This window comes from Butyrivibrio sp. AE3009 (assembly GCF_000420845.1).
In the GTDB taxonomy this organism is placed as follows: Bacteria; Bacillota; Clostridia; order Lachnospirales; family Lachnospiraceae; genus Butyrivibrio.
The window spans coordinates 54,574-70,127 of sequence record NZ_ATVS01000009.1 but is presented as its reverse complement, the minus strand read 5'-3'; the positions used below and the strand labels follow the sequence as shown (position 1 = coordinate 70,127).

The window sequence follows — 15,554 nt, the reverse complement described above, 5'->3', positions numbered from 1 at the left end:
AATATTTAGGGGCTGACTTTTTCAAAAAAGTCAGCTCTCTTTATTTTGTGAATTAACAGGTTTTAACTGACCGTTTCCGAGGCTTATTTATTCGGATGCATCAATTACAATTGGCAGTAGTTGATAAAAAAATTATCGGGGTAAAAAAAGTAATGAAAAAGAGAATAAGTTTTTTAACAGCTGTTTTGGCAGCATCTATGCTGGCCGGTTGCGGGGCGGTACCGGTGACAGAAACTGAGCCTGAAGCTGAGAAGTCAGATCTTAGAGAGCTCTTGGAGGAGACTACTTCAGATAAGGCTTCTTCAGATGATACTACTTCGAAGGAAGAGTTGACAGCACCGGTTCGAAATGAAGAGACGTCATACGCTTATGACATTATGGTGAAGACAGCAAGACCTTTTGAGGGTTATGAGGAAACAGGAACAAGGACTGCCGAAGAAAAAACGGATAATGCCTATGCCATGGCAAGAGAAGAGGGCGAAGGAGACTTTGCCAAGTACATGGATGGATATGCAGAATCCTCATTAAACGGTAAGCTTTCCCTCTATCGCAGAAAATCCGGGGATGAAAAGTTCATCTATGAGATTCAGGAAAGTGGCGAGACTGTCATCACAACTCCTGAATTTGATAATTCCATCTATTCTTATCACTATTTTCAGGTGGCTGATATGGACCGTGATGGAACAGAGGAAATACTGGTGGCTGACTATATACCCACTACAGCAATAATGGCAGTTGGACAGTTTTATGTTTATAAGAAATCAGGAGAGACCTGGGATCTTTTTGCCGGAAACAGCTGCGACGGGCAGGGAAATATTGAAACCCTTCTGGAGGGACGATCAGAATACCAGGATGCCCGCATTGACGATGTGGAACTGATGGAGGATGGCCTGAGAGTTATCACTGACAAAGGAACCAAGATAGATGCTGTGTTTTATGGTGAGGAATATGAGCTTATGATCACAGAGCGTCAGGAAGGTGAGAGTGATGCTCCCGAGAGTGAGAGTGCCATGACTCCCAGGACATTTTTTGCCGAATGCATGGGAACTTATTCCTATGAGGGATGTACTCTTGACGGATCAGATGGCATCCTGGTCATCGAAGAGGGCGATTACTCCTTCATAGAATTCAGCGATTATATCGGAGGAGATGATTGGAATTACCGTTTTGAGGCCAATGACTCCAACTGCAAAGAGATAAAGGGAAACAAGGCATATGTTGAGTATCCTGAGATGGTATATGCCGATGATACAGCCATTTTTTCCTATTACATATTTGAGAAGACAGATGAAGGCATAAATGTATACTTCAGTAAGAACTCTTTTGATGAAGCAGAGCTTATATACTCAGCTGTAAAATGATCAAGGGTAATGTCATTCGTCCCATTTCGAAGTCGTTTCGTCAGAAAATAGTCGGTAGAAGAAATAAAAGTGATAAAATTATCTGGCTGTGATCAGAGTATAGATTAATTATCACAGCTGAAAGAGAGAAAAAAGAATGTCGCAGTTTAGTATTAAGCCTGAAAGCGTAGGAAACAATGTGCAGACTTTCAGGTCAGCAGCAGAAACAATCAGAAAATGCTCAACGGAGTTAGAAGAAATCAAGGAAAATCTTGATCCAAGTTTAATGGAGGTGGCTCCTGCTCTGACGGCGGTGGCGTCATGGTAGTTGAAGCTGCCAATTCCAAGAAAGGAATGAAATACCGTTCTTTGGATGAGTGGAGAGGTGAGGAGCTTCTTTTTGCCAAGGTGGTTAAGAACTAATAATTTGGGATAAATGAGGATTTGATTATGAAAAAAAAGTTAATGGCAGTAATGAGCATGGCGCTGGTTCTTGCTTGCACCGCTTGTGCGGAGACAAACACAGCTGGCAGTGTGCCGGTTGATAACGAGGAACAGGTAAGCGCAGAACAGATTATTGCGGAGTTACCTCAGGAAACGTCGGATGAGGCAGCTAAGGCTGAGAGCAGCGAAGGAGATAATGATACAGATAGTTTGAAAGCTGAGCAGACTCCATCCGGGTATGAGCTTGTGGGAGAGGCACTTTCCGAGGAGGAGTTGACAGAAATCTCTGAGAAGATTTCATCTGCAGAGTACAATGGTTTTTTAACAACTGCCTATGAGACGGCTGAAGATATAGATTGGACTAGGGTTTTGTACTGCGGAGCCGATATCGGAGCGATTAATGAGGCAAGCGATGAGGAAGTTGCTGCTTATCTGGAAACAGCAGGTACTGAGGAGTACGGTGATATCCTTTCCATCAAGAGAGCGGATCTGGAGGCATATGTTCAAAAGCATACGAAGACAGATTATAAGTCTGCAAAAAATCCTTATAAAGGGACCTATGTTGAGGCCTACGATACCTATTATGTTCAGCGCTCAGAAGGTTATCTCTATAACTACAAATGCCTGGAGGGAGCAAAAGACGGCCCGGTGTATACGGTAATTGTTGAGAACACCGAATATGGAAGCTATGACAAGAGATCTGAGTTTTGCTTTGAGAAAGAAGGAGATACTCTTGTAGTAAGATCCAACAGAATCCTGTGGGAAGAGCAGGCAAAGAGCCGGTTCGATGTGGCTTTTACACAGTATGTCGATAGCAAATGCGAGATATATTGCTATGAGAACGGATATGTGCTCCTTGTAGTTGATGGTAATTCCAAGGATCACGTCTTTGCAGAATATGATTCTAAGCGCATGGAAGTTAAAGATGTGGCAAGCTTTGATGTAAACGGCGATGGATATGAAGATCTGGTACTTATCGGAAGTGCAGATAACTGTGATCATGTAAATATATTTAAGTATGATGAAAAAAGAGTCGGCTTATTCCCTGATGAGGAATGTGATCTTGAGATAGATGGCAAGCTGGGCACTTCAATTGATATGGATTCCGTAAAGGCCTTAATCGAGACGTAAATCTGACGAATCTGTAATCTGATATTGAAGAAAATGTGGAGAAGTATGTATGAAAAAGAAGTTTATTGCACTTATGATGGTTGGTGCTATTTTGACCGGTTGCGGTCAAAGTGAGACTGTCGCAGATAATCAGCAGAGCGTACAGGAAAGCACCGCAGCAGAGTTAAATAGCCAGGTAGAGGTAGATAGAAGTGCTGAGGCAAATAGCAATGTAGGGCCAGACCGCTTCGGACGTTTTTCCAAGGTGATGGATAATGAAGAGCCCTTCTTTTGTTTCGGGTGGGCAGATGAGGAGATGACCCTTGAGGAGTACGGGATAAGCATTATGGCGGAAGGAATCCCTGAGATCAAGGAATATACCTTTGTTGATCTTGACGGTGAGAACGGAGAGGAGCTGATTCTCTATTGTCCTCAGGGAGGTAGCAACTTCCTCATACTTACGGAAGTAGACGGTAAGTTCTATGGTACAAGCAGGGGCTACCGATGCTTCGAGGAACTTCAGAAGGACGGCAAATACCTGGGAAATGGCGGTATTGGAGACAACTACTATTACACCATGAAGATTGGTAAAGATGGCGTTACTGAAAACATGTTTGCTGAGCAGCATACAGAGTGGCCTGAGGAAGGTGAACATATCGACAATCTGGTTGTTAACGGAGAACCTGTTGATGATCTTCAGGGGTGGCTTGATCAAAATTACTCAGATCCGGCTGAGTGGATAGCATACTAATAAGCTGCAGAATCAGAACCTGTTACCTCTGATTCTGCAGCTTTTTTACCGGTGTTTAGAGTTTACGCTAATTTTATAAATTGGTGTACGGTTTTGCGGTAAAATAGTTACATACATATTATACTGAGCCATAAAAGGACTTGATTTTTGTGCGAAAAGTGCGTATATCATAGTATTAACCAGAACCGGTCAATATTATTTCAGATAATACGCGGGTTTATGGCATAAGTGAGGAGGCAACATGAAGAAAAAACAGCTATCTTTTGACAAAGACCTATTCAAACGAAGTGTGCAGTACAATGTAAAGACTCTGTACCGTAAGACCATGGAAGAGGCAACGCCCCAGCAGCTCTATCAGGCAGCAGCCTACGCCATCAAGGACGCCATTGTCGACCACTGGATGACAACCCAGAAGGCAGCGGCAGAGCAGGATCCCAAGATTGTGTACTACATGTCAATGGAATTCCTTATGGGAAGGGCATTTGGTAACAACCTCATCAATCTTCAGGCTTACAAGCCGGTAAAAGAGGCTCTTGATGAGCTGGGAATCGATGTTAACCTCATAGAGGATCAGGAGCCGGATCCGGCCCTTGGAAACGGTGGTCTCGGAAGACTTGCCGCTTGTTTCCTGGATTCTCTTTCTACCCTGGGATACCTGGCCTATGGCTGCGGTATCCGCTATAAATACGGTATGTTCCGTCAGGTTATTCAGGATGGTTATCAGGTTGAGGCACCGGATACCTGGCTTGAGAACGGCAATCCTTTTGAACTTAGAAGAAATGAGTACGCCAAAGAGGTTAAATTCGGCGGCTACGTAAATGTTTATACAGATGATTACGGCAGAACAATATTCAAGCAGGAGGGATATCAGGTTGTAAGAGCAGTTCCCTACGATCTGCCGGTTATCGGATATGGAAACGGCGTTGTTAATACCCTTAGAATCTGGGACGCCGAGCCTGTACAGTGCTTCCAGCTTGACTCTTTTGACAAGGGTGATTATCAGAAGGCTGTTGAGCAGGAGAATCTTGCCAGCCAGCTGTGTGAGGTTCTGTACCCCAATGACAACCATATTGCAGGAAAAGAGCTGAGACTTAAACAGCAGTACTTCTTTATCTCAGCTTCAGTTCAGACTGCGGTTAAGAGATATCTTAAGAACCACGAGGATATCAGAAGATTTTACGAAAAGGCTGTATTCCAGCTCAACGATACGCACCCTACTGTGGCAGTTGCAGAGCTGATGCGAGTTCTCATGGATGAGTATTATCTTTCATGGGATGATGCGTGGAATGTCACTGTGAATACCTGCTGCTACACCAACCATACAATTATGTCGGAGGCTCTTGAGAAATGGCCTATGGATCTGTTCCAGAGACTTCTTCCGAGAATTTTCCAGATTGTGGATGAGATCAACAGAAGATTCGTGGATCAGATCATGCGCCAGTATTCAGGCAGCGCAGGAATCGATGTTCAGGCCAAGATCCGCAGCATGGCTATACTTTACGACAATCAGGTTAAGATGGCTCACCTTGCCATAGTAGGCGGACATTCCGTTAACGGTGTAGCAAGGCTCCATACCGAGATCCTTAAAAAGAGAGAGCTTAAGGATTTCTACGAGATGATGCCGGAGAAGTTCAACAATAAGACCAACGGAATCACCCAGAGAAGATTCCTTATGCACGCCAACCCGCTTCTGGCTGATTGGGTAACGGACAAGATCGGAGATGACTGGATCACTGACCTGTCTCAGATGGACAAGCTCAAAGCCTATGCAACCGACAAAAAGGCTCTTGCGCAGTTTATGGATATCAAGCTCAAAAACAAGGAACGTCTTGCGGCATATATCCTTGAGCATAACGGAGTTAAGGTTGATCCTAAGTCAATTTTTGATGTACAGGTTAAGAGACTTCATGAGTATAAGAGACAGCTCCTGAATATCCTGACAGTTATGTACAAGTATCATGACATTAAGACTCATCCCAGCAAAGATTTTTATCCGAAGACCTATATCTTCGGTGCCAAGGCGGCTGCGGGATATCTTACAGCCAAGCTTACCATCAAGCTTATCAACTCGGTTGCGGATGTTATCAATAACGATAAGGATATCAAGGGCAAGATCAAGGTAGTATTCATCGAGGATTACAGAGTATCCAACGCAGAGCTTATCTTCGCTGCAGCAGATGTCTCCGAACAGATATCCACTGCAAGTAAGGAAGCTTCCGGAACAGGTAACATGAAGATGATGCTTAACGGCGCAGTTACCTTGGGGACTCTTGACGGAGCTAATGTTGAGATTGTTAATGAGGTTGGAGAGGAGAACGCCTTTATCTTCGGTCTGACTTCACAGGAAGTTATGGATTATGAGAAGAACGGCGGCTACAACCCTCAGGATATTTATCACTCTGATCCAAACGTCAAGGTTGCTCTGGATATGCTTGTAGATGGCACCTTCTCCAAGGACAGAGAGCTGTTCAGACCTCTGTACAACAGCCTTCTTACAGGCATTGGCGGAAACAAAGCGGATCAGTACTTTATTCTGAAGGATTTCGAGTCTTATCTTGAGGCTCAGAACCGCATTTCCGATGCTTATGCAGACAAGAAGCGCTGGGCTAAGATGGCATTTCTCAACACAGCAAGCTGTGGCAAGTTCTCATCCGACAGAACCATTCAGGAATATGTTGATGAGGTTTGGCATCTGGATAAATTGCAGATTGAAGTTAAATAAAAACTATTGGGTCAGGTTTTAATACCTGGCCCTTGTTGTTATTATTAAACGGCCATACGAATGCCAAATAATGATAAAACATCAAATTCTTATGACTTTCTTAAGATTTGTTTAAGACTTTCTTAAGATTTGGCCAAAACTATTTACAACATACTATATTGGTGCTAATCTTTCCTCATTGAAAGCAACGTATAGTTCTACTCCCAACCGGGAGTGATCCACGAGTGCGGACGATGTGTCTAATTCATCGTTATACAATCTTGCATTCGGGATATCTTTCATTCAACCACTGAATGTGCAGGGCAGATCCTTGCTTACCTATCACCTACACCCGTCTTGCATGTTCTTTTTGTAGACATTCTGTCTATGAGTCTATTCTCTCTGCATGTTCAGTGGATTGTCTTCATAATTAGAAAGGAAATAAATCTGAAATGAGTACGGAAATTAATATGATATTGTCGTCGAATACCCCTATTACCTTTGATTCCAAGAAACTGCCAACCAACACCAGCTACAACGAACTACCGGACTATTTTTCGGTAACTATTCTGTCTTATGATCCCTTTGGCGCAGGTGATATGTATTATGAAGTACGCTCGGTTATAACGACTCACCCGAAGATAGAGTATATGGACGGAATAATGCGCATTTTTCTCTACTGTAAAGGTAAGAATAATCTGTCAGAAAGAAAAGAATATGGAGAAAGACTACAGGAGGTGCTAGAATATATAGTAGATGGGGCTGTGCGAGAGAATCCAAGCCGTATTGTGACACAGATGAATGATATTGTTACCGAAACTAAGGAAAGAGCGGAGGTTACAGAGAGATATATGCAGAAGTGGGATGAACTTGAGCACATAAAGAGGGATCTTCGGAGTGCGATGGCGGATGATGTCAGGCGGGAGGTTATTGAGGAAGTAAGGCAGGAAGTAACGGAGGAAGTGACTGCGAAAGCTTATAAAAAGAGTGCCAAAGAGCTCATTGACTATGGACGTTTACTAGGGGACTCCGAGGAAAACATTCGGAAACGAATTGTTGAAAAATATGATTTTGATGATAAAACCATAGAAGAATTGCTTGTTCGATAATTGTACCTGTTGGTTTGATATGAGAAATTTGTATAGAGGGAGGGTGCTATGGAAGAAGTATATCAGACTGCGGAGAGCATACTGAGATATATAGTTGAGTTTTCGACGCTGCTTCTGGAGTTTGCCGGAATATGTATTCTTGTTCACACCGGTGTAAAAAGTTTTATCCTGTGGATCAAGAAAAATGATGCCATTCGCCTGGAGCTTGCTCAGGGCATAGCACTTGCTCTGGAATTCAAACTTGGAGGAGAGGTCCTTAGAACCGTAGTTGTCCGTGACTGGGCAGAACTGGGAATCCTCGGAGCCATCATAACTCTCCGGGCTGTTCTTACCTTCCTGATTCATTGGGAAATCAAGAATGAGAAGAAAGCACTGGAACCCGATATCAAAGAATGAAGTTGAGGCTGTTACGATGCTGTAGCAGCCTTTTTTATGCGATTATGGCGGGGACTGTGATAGAATAGCATAGAATATTAGGAAAGAAGGAAAAGAGATGATAGTTTATCATATTAGTCAGACACTGAAAGAAGGGGACGCAATGGTTCGGGACCATCAGAGGTGCATGGAACTTAGCAGGCCCTTTATTCAGGCGTTGGAGTATGACAAATCTTGTTTTTATGGAATGGTGCTGAATGCGAAGTATATGTTCGCGGTGCTTAAAAGGTTTGGATTAAGAGAATGGTCTGATTATGCCAAGTGGGCTACTGAAGGTCTGTTCGAGTATGTCAGACAGACTGAATTTCCTGATTGCATCAGCAGGTTGAACTGTAATTACTTTTATACGGATCTTGCAGACAGTAAAAAACTCTATGGGATGGACTGGGGCGAAGAAACCGAAGAAGAGCGCAGCAAGGTGCATCTGTTTGAGGTTGAAGTCGATGAGAACAGAATCGAAAAGAGAGATATGTCTATCTATGATGAAGCCTATGACGCCATGAGCGCCAGACAGGATATAGAAAAGGCCCTTGAATGTGCAAGGAAGTATTATACAGGCGAACATGGAGATGAGCCTATATGGGAATATTTATATGCAGGAGATGCTGTTGCAGGAAGGAATATAACAGAAGTGCTAGGGGAATAAGGTGGTATATGTCAAGAAATTGGGGGGTTATGAAGGCAGTTAATGGGATACTTTCCAATGAATATATTCTGAGACAAACATACGCCACCCTTGACAGCACAAAGAATAATTGCTGCGTCAGATACACTGACGGCGAGGAACTCAGGAACAATCTCGTGCAGATTGTTATTTTATGGATGGAGAATCAACAGTGGTACGCTAATGTGATTGGCAAATGATCGTTGCTTAGGAGTAACACTTGAAAAATGATTAAGAGAATGAAGGAGTGTATACTTTGCTGAGATATAACACTTGTATGTTTTTTGCTATTCATGAGGAGTGTCAATTATAGATAGTGCAACACTTGTAGAAGAATCAGAAAAATATAGGAGTGTTAATTGAGTCCTATATTTCCGAAAATAGCTAAGTTTTGGCACTTGAAAAAGCAGTTCTTAGCTGATTGAGTGTTTGATACAGAATAAGGCACAAATATAAGACACTTGAAAAAACATTTGGGAAGCTAAGAAGTGTATGGTAGGAGAAATGGCAATAAAAAATATTAAGCCAGCAAAAGGGATTGTGTGAACGCAGAGCACGAGAGGCAAGTAAGTGTAAGTAGTGGCTTCCAAGGAGGGGACGGCAAATAAAATAGAGCAGATAAATTCATCGATTTCGGTTCTGCAAAGATGAGACCTATGAAGTAGGAGTGCCTTATGCACGAGTACTTCATGTTCAGGGCTCTTCGGAGCGTTTAGAACCGTGAGATGAATTTATCTGCTCTATTTTATTACAACGTCCCTGGTCTCCCGGGAAACCACTAATTACTTGTTCTCGTGCTCAAGAGAAGCTTTGATGAAGCCGGAGAAGAGCGGGTGAGGCCTATTAGGACGAGACTTAAGCTCCGGATGAGCCTGCGTTGCCATATGGAATGAATTGGAGGGCAGCTCGATCATCTCTACAATACGTCCGTCAGGTGACAGTCCGCAGAGCTTCATGCCGTTCTGTACAAGAACAGCGCGGTAATCATTGTTAACCTCGTATCTGTGGCGGTGACGCTCTGTGATATTCTCTGAACCAAAGAGCTCGAAGGCCTTGGACTCCTTATCAAGAACGCAAGGATATGAACCAAGTCTTAAGGTTCCGCCGATATCCTCAACACCGTTCTGATCCGGTAAAAGAGCGATCATTGGATGCTGGGTATTTGGATCAAATTCGATTGAGTGAGCATCTGTGTAGCCCACAACGTCTCTTGCGAATTCTACGATTGCAAGCTGCATTCCAAGGCAAAGGCCAAGGAAAGGAAGATTGTTCTCGCGGGCATATTTGATGGAAGTGATCATACCTTCGATTCCGCGGTCGCCGAAACCACCGGGAACAATGAGACCGTCAACATCGGAGAGAATCTCCGCAACGTTGTCTTCATTAACCTCTTCGGAATCAACCCACTTGATATCAACTGCGGTCTGATTGGAGATACCGCCGTGCTTAAGAGCTTCTACAACTGAGATATAAGCGTCGTGAAGCTGTGTATACTTTCCTACAAGAGCAACTCTTACTTCGTGCTTCAGGGAATACAGAGTGTCAACCATTGCCTTCCAGTCTGTAAGATCGGGCTCTGGACAATCCAGATTCAGGCACTCGCAGGCAACCTGAGCAAGGTGCTCTTTTTCCATTGCAAGAGGAGCTTCATATAAGTATTCAAGATCAAGGTTGTTAAGAACGTGACTGCTGGGAACGTTACAGAAAAGAGCAATCTTGTCCTTGGTATCCTGCTCAAGTTCAATCTCACTTCTGCAGACGATGACATCGGGCTGAAGTCCCATTCCCTGCATGGTCTTAACTGCTGACTGTGTGGGTTTGGTCTTGATCTCCTGTGAGCAGCGAAGGTAAGGAATAAGGGAAACAAGGATAAGCATTGCATTCTCATGTCCTACTTCATGCTGGAACTGACGGATTGCCTCAAGGAAAGGCTGTGACTCAATATCTCCCACGGTTCCACCAACCTCAATGATGGCAATGCGGGTCTCGTCATCGGTAAAGTTTCTGTAGAATTTGCCCTTTATCTCGTTGGTGATGTGAGGGATAACCTGTACGGTGCGTCCGCCGTAGTCGCCGCGACGCTCCTTCTGAAGAACGGACCAGTAAATCTTACCGGTTGTAACGTTAGAGTTTTTATCAAGATTCTCGTCAATAAATCTTTCGTAGTGTCCAAGGTCAAGGTCAGTTTCAGTACCATCTTCGGTCACGAATACTTCTCCGTGCTGAACAGGGTTCATGGTTCCGGGGTCAATGTTGATATAGGGATCAAACTTCTGCATCGTCACCTTGTAGCCTCTTGCCTTAAGAAGTCTTCCAAGGGATGCGGCAGTGATGCCCTTTCCCAATCCGGACACAACTCCACCTGTAACAAAGATATACTTGACAGCCATTTTCTTTTTTCCTCCTGATTATTGACGAGATAATTGTTAATAGAAATAGAAATTATGAATCAAAACAAAGACATATTATATTATTTATGCTTCGGAAAATCTACCGTAAACTGTAAATTTATTAATAAATCTTTTATAATAAAAAGGTGATGTATAGTTGAAATATTTAATTGCACGCGATATAATAGCGTAACTTAAAATATATGATGAGTAGAAATATATAAGTTTAATGCGTCAAAACCTACGTAGACATCATACCACATAACGTATTATATTATACAGTAGTATTTAGCGAGGAATGGAAAGAAAAAATGGATAATAAAAACAATCAAAGGAACAACAATCCCTTAGGGGACGGTTCAGGATCACCAAGAAGACAGAATCTGATCCTTCTCTTAGTGGCAGCGCTTATCACAATGCTGCTTATGACTTATTTCCTGAGAGCTTTCTCAGAAAATACCAGCAAAGAAATCACCTACTCCAAGTTCATAGAGTATGCGGAAGGCGGTTATGTAGACCATATCGTCATTGAGTCCGACAGGATCAATATCACCATGAAGAGCGTGGAGGAGATCAAGAAGCTCAATAAGGAGAATGGCAAACCTGAGAACTACGCTCTGGATGAGACAGAGCTTGGTGAGAATGCAGAGGAATACGGAAGAATATCCATCTGGAATCTCGGAAATGTCAACAGTACTAAGTATACAGGCCGTGCCGAGAGTGACTCAGATCTGACACAGCGAATGATAGAGGCGAAGGTCACCGTCAGTAGCGAAGTTCCCGACAATTCAGGTGTTATCATCAACTTCATCTTATTATATGTAGCACCTATCCTTGTGATGTGGTTCATCCTGTCCATGATTTTCAGAAAGATGGGCAAGGGCGGTGGTCCTTTGAGCGTCGGTAAGAGTAACGCCAAGGTTTATGTGCAGAAAGAGACCGGAGTTACCTTCAAGGATGTAGCAGGTGAGGACGAGGCAAAAGAGTCTCTGGTGGAGGTTGTAGACTTCCTTCATAACCCTGCCAAGTATGCCAAGATCGGCGCCAAGCTTCCCAAGGGAGCACTTCTTGTGGGACCTCCCGGAACAGGTAAGACACTTCTTGCAAAAGCAGTTGCGGGTGAAGCCCATGTACCTTTTTACTCACTGGCAGGCTCTGATTTCATCGAGCTCTATGTCGGTGTAGGTGCCAGCCGTGTAAGAGACCTTTTCAGCGAGGCCAGCAAAAATGCGCCTTGTATCATTTTCATAGACGAGATAGATGCCATCGGAAGAAGCCGTGACAACAAGTACGGCGGCGGAAACGAAGAGCGTGAGCAGACACTTAACCAGCTCCTGTCTGAGATGGATGGCTTCGATTCCTCCAAGGGCGTGCTTATTCTTGGAGCTACCAACAGACCTGAGATCCTTGATAAGGCCCTTCTTCGTCCCGGCCGTTTCGACAGGCGTATCGTCGTTGATAAGCCCGATCTCAAGGGAAGAGAGGACATCCTCAAGGTTCATTCCAAGGATGTTAAGATGGATGAGACCGTTGATCTTAAGGAAATCGCTCTTGCAACAGGCGGAGCCGTTGGTTCAGATCTTGCCAACATGATTAACGAGGCGGCCATCAATGCGGTAAAGGCAGGCAGAGAATATGTTTGCCAGCAGGATCTTATGGAAGCCTTTGAGCAGGTTATCGCAGGTAAAGAGAAGAAGAATTCAGTCCTCAGCAAAGAGGAGAGAAAGCTTGTAAGCTATCACGAAGTTGGACATGCCCTTGTAAGCGCAGTCCTTACCAATACAGAACCAGTACAGAAGATCACCATCGTCCCCAGAACCATGGGATCACTTGGATATGTTCTCCATGTGCCTGATGATGAGAAGAACCTCAACACCAAGGACGAGCTCCTTGAGGAGATCAAGGTACTTCTTGGCGGACGTGCAGCGGAGGAGATTATCTTTAACACCGTAACCACAGGTGCTTCCAACGATATCGAGAAGGCAACTTCCATAGCAAGAGCAATGATCACCCAGTATGGTATGAGCGACAGATTCGGTCTCATGCAGCTTGAATCAATCCAGAACAGATACCTGGACGGCAACAGGATCCTTGAGTGCAGTGACGAGACAGCAACACTCATCGATGAAGAGGTTAAGAAGCTCCTTGCAGAGTGCTATGAAGAGTCCAAGAAGGTTGTCAGCGCACACCTCGACACCATGGACAAGATCGCAGCCTTCCTTATTGAAAAAGAGACCATCACAGGCAAGGAATTCATGAAGATCTACCGCGAGGCAGAAGGTCTTACAGAGCCAACCGAAGAGGAGATGGAGGCAGCCAAGAAAAAGAGAATCTACGCAACAAGAGCGGAGTCAGCCCTTGTAGGAGCCAATGTTCCCGACAAGCGTGAGAAGAAGGCTGAGGAAGAGAAGAAAGCCGAAGAGGAAAAGGCAGAGGAAGAGCAGGAAGCTACTTCCGAGCAGACATCTCAGGCTCCCTATGAGAGTTCCACAGGCATAGATTATAACGAAGGAATCTTTGCCGATAGCAAGGAAAATACTGATGATTCAGATAAGCCTGAGCAGACCGGCGGCGGAAGATTTTCCCATGCTCCCGAGGACTTCGATAAGAAGTAATATCTGATAATATGTAAAGGAAAAAACGCAAACTCCTGACGATTATTTCAGCGGGAGCTTGCGTTTTTAGATATAATAGCATTATGAGTGAATTTGATGTAAAAGAAGAACTGAAAAAGCTCCCCAATGAGCCGGGGGTCTACATCATGCGTGATGAGAACGACACCATCATGTATGTGGGTAAGGCTGTTAATCTGCACAACCGCGTCAGGTCTTATTTTCGTGCCAACATCGGCCGCGGACCGCAGATAGACCAGATGGTAAGGCAGATAGCACGCTTTGAATATATCGTAACCGACTCGGAGCTGGAGGCGCTGGTACTCGAGAACAACCTTATCAAGGAACACTGCCCTCGCTATAACACTCTTTTAAAAGATGACAAGACCTATCCCTATATCAAGGTTACCGTATCGGAGGAGTATCCAAGAGTCCTTTTTTCCCGACTTATGAAAAAAGACAAATCCAGATATTTCGGGCCCTTCACCAGCGCAGCTGCGGTAAAGGATACCATTGATCTCATAAATAAGATATACGGTCTTAGGACCTGTAACAGAGTCCTTCCACGGGACATCGGCCTGGACAGGCCTTGCCTGAACTATCACATGAAGCAGTGCTGCGGCCCCTGTACCGGGAATGTCTCCAGGGAAGAGTACAGAGAGCGCATAGACAAGGCCCTTGATTTCCTCAGCGGCAATTATGCGGTAATAATAAAAGACTTGGAACAGAAGATGGAGGCAGCGTCGGAGGAGCTTGATTTTGAATCTGCCGCCAAGTACAGAGATCTTCTAAACAGCGTCAAAGTCGTGGCCCAGAAGCAGAAGATGACTGATTCTTCCATGGAGGACAAGGATATTGTGGCCATTGCTTCGGACGAGAAGGATGCGGTGGTTCAGGTATTTTTTGTACGAGACGGAAGGCTGATCGGGCGAGAACATTTTTACATGACACATGTGTCTGAGAATCCTCAGGCAGAGATCCTGCTCAATTTCGTCAAGCAGTTTTACGCAGGGACGCCCTTTATTCCGAGACAGCTCATGCTCCCCGAGCCCATCGAGGACATGGAGATAATAGAGAAGTGGCTTACTCAGCGCAAAGGAAGCCGAGTGTACATCACCGTTCCCGAGAGGGGGGAGAAGGAGAAACTTATGGAGCTGGCGGCCCAGAACGCCATGCTGGTTCTTTCCAAGGACAAGGAGAGGATCAAGCGTGAGGAGGGCAGGACTATCGGAGCGGTAAAAGAGATTGAGAATCTCCTGGGCATCAAGGGCCTTAACCGAATGGAGGCCTACGATATCTCCAATATAAGCGGCTTTGCCAACGTCGGATCCATGGTGGTCTATGAGAAGGGCAAGCCCAAAAAGAGCGACTACAGAAAGTTCAGGATCAAGTCCGTGGCAGGACCTGATGACTACGCCTGCATGCATGAGGTTCTGACAAGAAGGCTTCTTCATGGAATAGAAGAGCGCCATGACATGGAGGTTCGTGACATAGATGCGCAGTATGGCAGCTTTACCAAGTTTCCTGATCTGATCCTGATGGACGGTGGAAGAGGTCAGGTCAATATCTGCCTGCAGGTTCTGGAGGAGCTTGGAATTAACATTCCGGTCTGTGGAATGGTCAAGGATGATAATCACAGGACCAGGGGACTGTATTTCAACAATGTGGAGCTTCCCATAGATACCAGGTCAGAGGGGTTCAAGCTCATAACCAGGATTCAGGATGAAGCCCACAGATTTGCCATTGAATATCACAGGTCACTTAGAAGCAAGGCTCAGGTTAAGAGCTCATTGGATGATATACCTGGAGTCGGCCCTGCAAGGCGCAAGGCGCTGATGCGGCATTTTAAATCTATTGAAGATATTAAGAATGCTTCCTTTGAGGAACTTGCCAAGGTTCCTGATATTAATGAGAAGGTCGCAAGGCAGATTTTTGACTATTTTAATCCCACTGAACAATAGTCCTTTGTGGCGGCAGTATTTATTTGAAGTGCAGTAA

General features: G+C 44.5%; 12 protein-coding genes. 11 read left to right on the top strand and 1 reads right to left on the bottom strand.

Annotated elements, in window-relative coordinates:
* Positions 1-152: 152 nt before the first annotated feature.
* The 9 genes from G588_RS0106610 to G588_RS0106565 all read left to right on the top strand — a co-directional run bounded on the left by G588_RS0106610 (position 153) and on the right by G588_RS0106565 (position 8,754).
* Positions 153-1,361: an LptM family lipoprotein gene (locus tag G588_RS0106610; protein WP_022777974.1), complete on the top strand. Its 1,209-nt coding sequence runs from the start codon at positions 153-155 to the stop codon at positions 1,359-1,361.
* A gap of 136 nt (positions 1,362-1,497) precedes the next feature.
* Positions 1,498-1,668, top strand: a complete 171-nt coding sequence (locus tag G588_RS22440; RefSeq protein WP_022777973.1) for a hypothetical protein — start codon at positions 1,498-1,500, stop codon at positions 1,666-1,668.
* 122 nt (positions 1,669-1,790) lie between these two features.
* The gene (locus G588_RS0106595) at positions 1,791-2,915 is read left to right on the top strand and encodes a hypothetical protein (RefSeq protein WP_022777971.1); all 1,125 of its coding nucleotides are present in this window, start codon (positions 1,791-1,793) and stop codon (positions 2,913-2,915) included.
* Between the two features lie 49 nt (positions 2,916-2,964).
* Complete coding sequence (locus tag G588_RS0106590; protein ID WP_022777970.1) at positions 2,965-3,645, top strand: hypothetical protein; 681 nt, start codon at positions 2,965-2,967, stop codon at positions 3,643-3,645.
* A 241-nt stretch (positions 3,646-3,886) separates the two neighbouring features.
* Complete coding sequence (locus G588_RS0106585; RefSeq protein ID WP_022777969.1) at positions 3,887-6,367, top strand: glycogen/starch/alpha-glucan phosphorylase; 2,481 nt, start codon at positions 3,887-3,889, stop codon at positions 6,365-6,367.
* Between the two features lie 431 nt (positions 6,368-6,798).
* The gene (locus tag G588_RS0106580; protein ID WP_022777968.1) at positions 6,799-7,455 is read left to right on the top strand and encodes a hypothetical protein; all 657 of its coding nucleotides are present in this window, start codon (positions 6,799-6,801) and stop codon (positions 7,453-7,455) included.
* Positions 7,456-7,503: 48 nt separating this feature from the next.
* A complete protein-coding gene (locus G588_RS0106575; RefSeq protein WP_022777967.1) occupies positions 7,504-7,851 on the top strand; it encodes a DUF1622 domain-containing protein in 348 nt (115 codons plus the stop codon).
* Between the two features lie 97 nt (positions 7,852-7,948).
* A complete protein-coding gene (locus G588_RS0106570; protein WP_155830756.1) occupies positions 7,949-8,536 on the top strand; it encodes a hypothetical protein in 588 nt (195 codons plus the stop codon).
* An 8-nt stretch (positions 8,537-8,544) separates the two neighbouring features.
* Positions 8,545-8,754: a hypothetical protein gene (locus tag G588_RS0106565; protein WP_022777965.1), complete on the top strand. Its 210-nt coding sequence runs from the start codon at positions 8,545-8,547 to the stop codon at positions 8,752-8,754.
* A gap of 582 nt (positions 8,755-9,336) precedes the next feature.
* Here G588_RS0106565 and G588_RS0106560 read toward each other — a convergent pair.
* Positions 9,337-10,944 (bottom strand): CTP synthase, encoded by a 1,608-nt coding sequence (locus G588_RS0106560; protein ID WP_022777964.1) that lies wholly within the window; start codon positions 10,942-10,944, stop codon positions 9,337-9,339.
* A gap of 311 nt (positions 10,945-11,255) precedes the next feature.
* Between G588_RS0106560 and ftsH the strand changes: the two genes are divergently transcribed.
* Positions 11,256-13,559 (top strand): ATP-dependent zinc metalloprotease FtsH, encoded by a 2,304-nt coding sequence (ftsH, locus tag G588_RS0106555; protein ID WP_022777963.1) that lies wholly within the window; start codon positions 11,256-11,258, stop codon positions 13,557-13,559.
* 83 nt (positions 13,560-13,642) lie between these two features.
* Positions 13,643-15,517: an excinuclease ABC subunit UvrC gene (gene uvrC, locus G588_RS0106550; protein WP_022777962.1), complete on the top strand. Its 1,875-nt coding sequence runs from the start codon at positions 13,643-13,645 to the stop codon at positions 15,515-15,517.
* The last annotated feature ends 37 nt before the right edge of the window (positions 15,518-15,554 follow it).

Bases quoted from the DNA above. Each gene is read 5' to 3' on its own strand.
- G588_RS0106610 (WP_022777974.1), top strand. From the start codon at position 153: ATGAAAAAGAGAATAAGTTTTTTAACAGCTGTTTTGGCAGCATCTATG.
- G588_RS22440 (WP_022777973.1), top strand. From the start codon at position 1,498: ATGTCGCAGTTTAGTATTAAGCCTGAAAGCGTAGGAAACAATGTGCAG.
- G588_RS0106595 (WP_022777971.1), top strand. From the start codon at position 1,791: ATGAAAAAAAAGTTAATGGCAGTAATGAGCATGGCGCTGGTTCTTGCT.
- G588_RS0106590 (WP_022777970.1), top strand. From the start codon at position 2,965: ATGAAAAAGAAGTTTATTGCACTTATGATGGTTGGTGCTATTTTGACC.
- G588_RS0106585 (WP_022777969.1), top strand. From the start codon at position 3,887: ATGAAGAAAAAACAGCTATCTTTTGACAAAGACCTATTCAAACGAAGT.
- G588_RS0106580 (WP_022777968.1), top strand. From the start codon at position 6,799: ATGAGTACGGAAATTAATATGATATTGTCGTCGAATACCCCTATTACC.
- G588_RS0106575 (WP_022777967.1), top strand. From the start codon at position 7,504: ATGGAAGAAGTATATCAGACTGCGGAGAGCATACTGAGATATATAGTT.
- G588_RS0106570 (WP_155830756.1), top strand. From the start codon at position 7,949: ATGATAGTTTATCATATTAGTCAGACACTGAAAGAAGGGGACGCAATG.
- G588_RS0106565 (WP_022777965.1), top strand. From the start codon at position 8,545: ATGTCAAGAAATTGGGGGGTTATGAAGGCAGTTAATGGGATACTTTCC.
- G588_RS0106560 (WP_022777964.1), bottom strand. From the start codon at position 10,944: ATGGCTGTCAAGTATATCTTTGTTACAGGTGGAGTTGTGTCCGGATTG.
- ftsH (WP_022777963.1), top strand. From the start codon at position 11,256: ATGGATAATAAAAACAATCAAAGGAACAACAATCCCTTAGGGGACGGT.
- uvrC (WP_022777962.1), top strand. From the start codon at position 13,643: ATGAGTGAATTTGATGTAAAAGAAGAACTGAAAAAGCTCCCCAATGAG.